Source organism: Micromonospora sp. AMSO31t, assembly GCF_008868175.1.
Lineage (GTDB): Bacteria > Actinomycetota > Actinomycetes > Mycobacteriales > Micromonosporaceae > Micromonospora.
On the sequence record NZ_WBKT01000240.1, the window covers coordinates 1 to 6,268 of the forward strand.

Here is a 6,268-nt window from a genome sequence, read left to right on the forward strand (position 1 = left end):
GCAGGCGTGGGGCCAGCACGGCGCCAATCACCGGGGCGTTGACCTGCTCGAACTGCTGGAGCGCGGCGGTGATCTCGCCGCTGCGGGTCCGCCCGCTCTCGGCCACCACGATCACCGCGTCGACGTGCCGGCCCAGCGCCTGGGCCTCCACGGCGAGGGTCGGCTGGGCGGTCTCGATGATCACGTGGTCGAAGCGCGCGGTCAGCTCGCGCAGGATCTCCAGCAGGCCGGACACCGGCAGCTCGACCTCGGCGTCGAGGTCACCCGGGACGAGCACCCGGAGCTGGCCGAGGCCGGGCAGCGGGGCCAGCGCCTTGAGCGCCGGCACGTCCCGGCGGAGCACCGAGGCCAGGCTGTGCCGGCCCTCGGCCACGCCGGTGATGCCGCTCAACGCCGAGTCCGGCTTGGTGGTGATCAGCGCGACCTGCTGGCCGGTGCGGGCGTACGCGGCGGCCAGGTTGGCCGCGACGAACCCGGCGGCGGTGCCGGCCGAGCCGTCGCAGAGCAGCAGCTGGCGCCCCCGACCGGCCTGCGCCGGCTCGGGCACCGCGGAGAGCAGCACGTTGCGCAGCCGACCCAGCTCACGGGAGATCTTGTGGGTGGCCGGCAGCACCGCCAGCGACGGGGTGCGCGAGGGCAGCTCCAGCAGCAGCGGCAGGCCCACCCGGTCGGAGATGTCGCGACCGCGGCGGATGCGGGTGTCGAGCCGGTCCAGCACCAGCGCCAGCACGATGCCGAGCAACAGGCCGGCGCCCATGCCGCTGGCCAGGTTCAACGTCCGGTTCGGCGAGCTGGGGCTCTCCGGCAGGCGGGCGTCCGAGATGATCTCGCCCGGGTCGCTGTCGGCGGAGAGCAGCGGGCTGAGCCGGTTGTTCAGCGACGTGAGCTGGTTGGTCAGCACGTTCCGGTCGGCCTCGGCGCGCTCCCGCTCGGGGCTGTTGGCCGGCGCCGCGGCGATCCGGCCGGCGACCGCGCTGAGCTGCTTGTTCACGTCGGCGATCTGCTGCTTGAGCGCGGTGGTCTCGTTCTCCAGCGCCTTCTGCGCGGTGGCCTTGCGCAGGTCGAGGTAGGCCTGCGCGAAGGCGTGCGACCCGGACTGCGCCTGGGCGGGGCTGTCGGCCTCGTAGGCCACCTGGAGGATCTGGCTGTTCGGCGGGACGGTGACCGTCACCGACTTCACCAGCTGGTCGGCCCCGGTGTCGACCTTCATGAGGCCCTTGGCCCGCTCGGCCACGACCAGCGAACGGACCACCTGGGCCTCGGTGTCGAGGTTGACCTTGGCGTTGGGGTTGCTCTCCGCGCCGGCGCTGAGCGGGCGCACCAGCAGCGACGTGCCCGACGTGTAGCGCGCGTGCTGGAGCTGGCTCACCGCCAGGCCGCCGGCCAGGCCGAGCACCGCGGCGAGGAGCAGGATCCACCAGCGGCGGCGCAGCCAGCCCAGGTAGGCCATCAGGGCAAGACCGTCGGAATCGCTCTCGGCCAAATGGGGTGAGGGCATCAGAGTCTGTCGCTCCCTTTCGACCGAGCCGGGCAGTCCACGGCGCAGACTGGACCTGACCGTGGCCTTGAGTGTCCCCGATCCGAACGATGAGGGAAAGTCTGCTCACGTTCCGGTAAGCCTGCCCAGGTGTAGGCAGCCCGCGTAGATATGGCCGATCGGCGCTGGCCATTCGGCGGGTTTCCCGGTGTCGGGCCCGACCTGCCCCCGGGGTCGGCGTCGCCGTCGGCCCTCGTGCGGAGCGGTGACGGAATCCTGACACACCACCGGCCGGCGCGGTTGGCCCGGCCCGCCATGACGGTGGAACGCGGCCTGACCTCGGTCCTCGCAGCCCCCGCCCGATCCCGTCCACGGGAATCCCCGGGTGACCCGACCGGTCGGGCGGGATCCGTCCAACGGCCCCTTCAGTTGTCCACCCCCGCGCCAGTAGGTTGTCATGGCGCGTCCGAGGGTCATTCACGAAAATCCGGACGTGGTCGCGGCGTACGGGGAGGAACATTCTGGTGAGCGGGGCAATCGACGACTCGGGGCAGGTCCTGCTGGTCGGCTCCAGTGGCGGGCATCTCGCCCAGCTCCTGGCGCTGGAGCCGTGGTACCGGGAGCGGCAGCGGGCGTGGGTCACGTTCGACACCCCGGACGCCCGCTCGCTGCTCGACGGCGAGGACGTGGTCTGGGCCCACCACCCCACCACCCGGAACGTCCCGAACCTGGTCCGCAACGCCTTCCTCGCGTTCAAGGTGATCCGCCGGCGCCGGGTCGACGCCGTGGTCACCACCGGCGCCGGGGTCGCCCTGCCGTTCGTGGTCGCGGCCCGGCTGCGCCGGATCCCGACCGTCTACATCGAGGTCTACGACCGGATCGACAGCGCGACGCTGACCGCCCGGCTCTGCCGCCCCTTCCTCTCCGCGATGCTCGTGCAGTGGGAGGAGCAGCGCCGCATGTACCCGGAGGCGACCGTCGTGGGGAACCTCCTGTGAGCGCGAGGAGTGAGCCGGTCCTGCGAGCCCCGCAGTCGCGAACGAAGGTGGCGCTGTGAATGTTCATGTGCCAAGGCAGCGGGACGGGCGGCCGGTGCCCTACGTGCTGGTCGTCGTCGGCACCGACGTGCACCGGTTCGACCGGCTGGTGGGCTGGCTGGAGCGGTGGCACGCCGAGCGGCCCGGCGTCCGGCTCGTCCTCCAGTACGGCCACAGCCGCCCGCCGGCGCTGCCCGAGGCCACCCCGTTCCTCGGCCACGAGGAGCTCCAGCGGGCGATGGCCGAGTCGACGCTCGTGGTGAGCCACGGCGGCCCGGCGACCATCACCGAGGCCCGGCGCACCGGCCACCTGCCGATCGTGGTGCCCCGCGATCCGACCCACGACGAGCACGTCGACAACCATCAGCAGCTCTTCTCGCGGCGGCTCGGCGCGGCCGGCATGGTCCGCCTCTGCGAATCCGAGGCCGAGCTGGTCGCCGCCCTCGACGAGGGCCTGGCCGACCCGGCCCGGTTCGCCCTGGCCGCGGACCCGGGCCGGCCCGATCCGCGCGCCGAGGCGGTGGCCCGGGTCGGCGCCGTGATCGACGGCCTGGTGGCGCGCCGGGTACGCCAGCGCGCCGGCGGGCGGCGCCGGTGAGCGCCCCGGAGCAGGCCGAGCCTCGCGTCCTCTTCGTCGGCGGCCTCGGCCGCAGCGGCTCGACCCTGCTGGAACTCCTGCTGGCACAGAGTGCCGACGTGTGCGCGGTCGGTGAGGTGGTGCACCTCTGGGAACGCGCGCTCGGCGCCGACGAGCGGTGCGGCTGCGGCGAGCGCTTCACCGCCTGCCCGTTCTGGCAGCGGGTGGGTGACCACGCGTTCGGCGGCTGGTCCGCCGTCGACCGGGACGACGTGCTGGCGCTCAAGGACCGGGTCGACCGGACCCGGCACATCCCCCGGCTGGCGAAGAACTCGCTCTCCGCCGAGCAGCTCGCCGACGTCCGCCGCTACGCCGACCTCTACACCCGCATCTACCGGGCCGCCCTCGCGGCGACCGGCGCCCGCGTGGTGGTCGACTCCAGCAAGCACGCCTCGCTCGCCTTCGCGCTGCGCTGGGCCGAGGGGCTCGACCTGAGGGTGCTGCACCTCGTCCGGGACAGCCGGGCGGTGGCGTACTCCTGGGGCAAGCAGGTGCGCCGGCCGGAGGTGGTCGACGGCGAGGACTTCATGCCGACCTTCTCGCCGTTCGAGGTGAGCAAGCTGTGGACCGCGCAGAACGCCGCGTTCCACCTGCTCGCGGCCCGGGCGCAGGTGCTCCGGCTGCGCTACGAGGACTTCACCGCCGACCCGGCCGGCACGGTCCGGCGGCTCCGGGAGTTCGCCGGCCTGCCGGACGACCCCGAGGCGCTGCGCATCCTGACGGATCCGCCGCCCGCGCCGTTCCGGGCGCACAGCATCGCGGGCAACCCGCTGCGCTTCAGCGGCGGGCCGTTGACCGTGCGGCGGGACGAGGCGTGGCGGAGCCGCCTGCCGCGCCGCAGCCGGGCCGTGGTCAGCCTGGCCACGCTGCCCTTCCGAGTCCGCTACGGCTACCTGGGCCAGCGGGGTTCCGACGAGTCCGTGGAGAAAGCATGAGTGGGCCGAGCATCTCCGTCGTCGTACCGACGCGGGACCGTCCGGAGCTGCTGCGCGCGGCACTCGACGCGATCCTCAGCCAGGCGCACCCGGGCCTGATCGAGGCCATCGTGGTCTACGACCAGTCCGAGCCGGACCGGTCGCTGGAGCTGGACCGGGGCGACCGGCGGGTCCGGGTCATCACCAACACCCGCAGCGCGGGGCTGGCCGGGGCGCGCAACACCGGCATCGAGGCGGCCACCGGCGACCTGGTCGCGTTCTGCGACGACGACGACGAGTGGCTGCCCGGCAAGCTGGCCGCCCAGCTCGGCGCGCTCGACGTGCACCCGGACGGCGCGCTGGTGAGCTGCGGCATCCGGGTCAGCTACGACGACCGCACGGTGGACCGCTCGCTGGACCGCTCCCGGGTGTCGCTGGAGGCGCTGCTCCGGGACCGGCTCACCGAGCTGCACCCGTCCACGTTCCTGATCCGCCGGGCCGCCCTGCTCGACGCGATCGGGCTCGTCGACGAGCAGATCCCGGGCAGCTACGCGGAGGACTACGAGTTCCTGCTCCGGGCCGCCCGGTACGCCCCGCTGGTCAACGTGGAGAGCCCGTACGTGCTGGTCCGCTGGCACAAGCGGTCGTACTTCGCGCAGCGTTGGGAGACCATCTCGACCGCGCTGCAGTGGCTGCTGCGCCGCTACCCGGAGTTCGCCACGGTGCCGCACGGCGAGGCGCGGGTGGCCGGTCAGATCGCCTTCGCCCAGGCGGCCATGGGCAACCGGCGGGACGCCGTCCGTTGGGCCCGGCGCACCCTGGCCCGCAACCCGCGGGAGCCGCGCGCCTACCTGGCACTGGCGGTGGCGAGCCGGGCCGTGCAGGCCGACCGGGTGCTGCGCACGCTGCACAAGCGCGGCCGGGGCATCTGAGCCGTACGCGCGAAACGGGCGGGCGACCAGCCGGTCGCCCGCCCGTTTTCCCTGCGCGGGTCAGGCCACGCAGAAGGACTTCCACGCCTGGATGCTCGGCTGGTCGAGCAGCCGGAAGTCGCCCTGGCTGACCACCTGGTTGTAGTAGGCGACGAACTCCGGCCGCTGGCCGTTGAGGAAGCCGGTCATCGAGCGGATCCAGTTGGCCCGCCCGCTGCCCGAGTCGCCCGGCACCAGGTCACTGCCGGTTTCGGCGACGCCCCAGGGCTTGCCCAGCGCCTTGGACTTGCTGATCATCTCGCCGTAAATCTCCTGCGGCGGGGCGTACCGCTTCCACTTGGCGCCCCAGTTGTAGCAGTCCCAGCCGAGCGTCTCGATCACGTCGCCGCCCGGGTAGAAGGCGTCGAAGCTGCGCCCGGACTTCGGGTCGAGCGTCCAGCACATGAGGATCAGCGTGTTGATCAGCTTGGGGTTGCCGGCCCGGTTCGCCAGCCCGGCGACCCGCTTCCACGCCGTCCGGTACGCCGCCGTGGTGAACGCCCCGCGCTCGACGTCGTCCTCGGGCTCGTGGAAGTAGGACCAGTACACGTTGTGCTCGCGCGGGATCGAGGCGAACCAGGAGGAGAGCCGGGAGTCGTACTTGCCGGAGTTGATGTCCTGCGGCGAGGCCTTGAAGGAGACCACCACGGTGCGGTCCACGACGTCGGCCCGGCTGCCGTTCCAGGCCGGTGGCAGCCCGGGGAAGAAGACGCGGGCCATCCGCAGCTTGCCGAAGGTGCGGTCGGAGCGGCTGAGCGCCTGGCCGAAGCTCTCCCCGTTCTGCACGCCGATCGACGCGCCCGGGAGGGTCAGCCGGGTGCCGGCGAAGCCCGGGGTGTTGCCGGTGGAGGCCGACGGCGACGCGCCGGGCTTGCCGCCGAGGCCCTGTTCCGCGCTCGGGGTGGCGGCGGGCGTGGCCGCGCCGCTCGGGCCGGCCGACTGCGCCGGCCCGGCGGTGCGCGGCGCCTCGCCGGCCTGCCGGGTCGGATCGGGCCGGAGGGTCGCCACGGCGGCGCCGCCGCCCGCGACGGCGATCACGAGGGCCGCGGCGACGGCGATCCGCCACCGGCGCCGGGATCCCCCGGGCGGCGTCGGGGCCGGCGCGACCGGCGGGGGCGGCGGCTGGTCGCCGCCACCGGCACCGGGCCGGGTACGCGGTTCGGCCCGGACGTCCTCCGGCGGCGGCCCGGGCAGGGTGGCCGTGGCGGCCGGCGCGCCCTCGGCCCAACCGG

At 73.9% G+C, this 6,268-nt stretch carries 6 protein-coding genes; 4 read left to right on the forward strand and 2 right to left on the reverse strand.

Annotated features, from left to right (window positions below; all coding sequences use genetic code 11):
* Positions 1–1,498, reverse strand: a 1,498-nt coding sequence (locus F8274_RS29540) for a Wzz/FepE/Etk N-terminal domain-containing protein (RefSeq protein WP_151465633.1), incomplete at its 3' end; no start/stop codon positions are given.
* A 500-nt stretch (positions 1,499–1,998) separates the two neighbouring features.
* On the opposite strand from F8274_RS29540, the gene F8274_RS29545 reads away from it, so the two are divergent.
* The 4 genes from F8274_RS29545 to F8274_RS29560 are packed head-to-tail and all read left to right on the forward strand — an operon-like array spanning position 1,999 to position 4,997.
* Positions 1,999–2,475: a UDP-N-acetylglucosamine--LPS N-acetylglucosamine transferase gene (locus F8274_RS29545; protein WP_151465638.1), complete on the forward strand. Its 477-nt coding sequence runs from the start codon at positions 1,999–2,001 to the stop codon at positions 2,473–2,475.
* 55 nt (positions 2,476–2,530) lie between these two features.
* The gene (locus tag F8274_RS29550) at positions 2,531–3,112 is read left to right on the forward strand and encodes a glycosyltransferase (RefSeq protein ID WP_151465634.1); all 582 of its coding nucleotides are present in this window, start codon (positions 2,531–2,533) and stop codon (positions 3,110–3,112) included.
* Complete coding sequence (locus tag F8274_RS29555; RefSeq protein WP_151465635.1) at positions 3,109–4,086, forward strand: sulfotransferase; 978 nt, start codon at positions 3,109–3,111, stop codon at positions 4,084–4,086. Before F8274_RS29550 ends, F8274_RS29555 begins: the two co-directional genes overlap by 4 nt.
* Complete coding sequence (locus F8274_RS29560; protein ID WP_151465636.1) at positions 4,083–4,997, forward strand: glycosyltransferase family 2 protein; 915 nt, start codon at positions 4,083–4,085, stop codon at positions 4,995–4,997. Before F8274_RS29555 ends, F8274_RS29560 begins: the two co-directional genes overlap by 4 nt.
* Before the next feature lie 60 nt (positions 4,998–5,057).
* Here F8274_RS29560 and F8274_RS29565 read toward each other — a convergent pair.
* Positions 5,058–6,268 (reverse strand): hypothetical protein (locus F8274_RS29565; RefSeq protein ID WP_151465637.1); only part of this gene is annotated, 1,211 nt, incomplete at its 5' end.

Bases quoted from the DNA above. Each gene is read 5' to 3' on its own strand.
- F8274_RS29560 (WP_151465636.1), top strand. From the start codon at position 4,083: ATGAGTGGGCCGAGCATCTCCGTCGTCGTACCGACGCGGGACCGTCCG.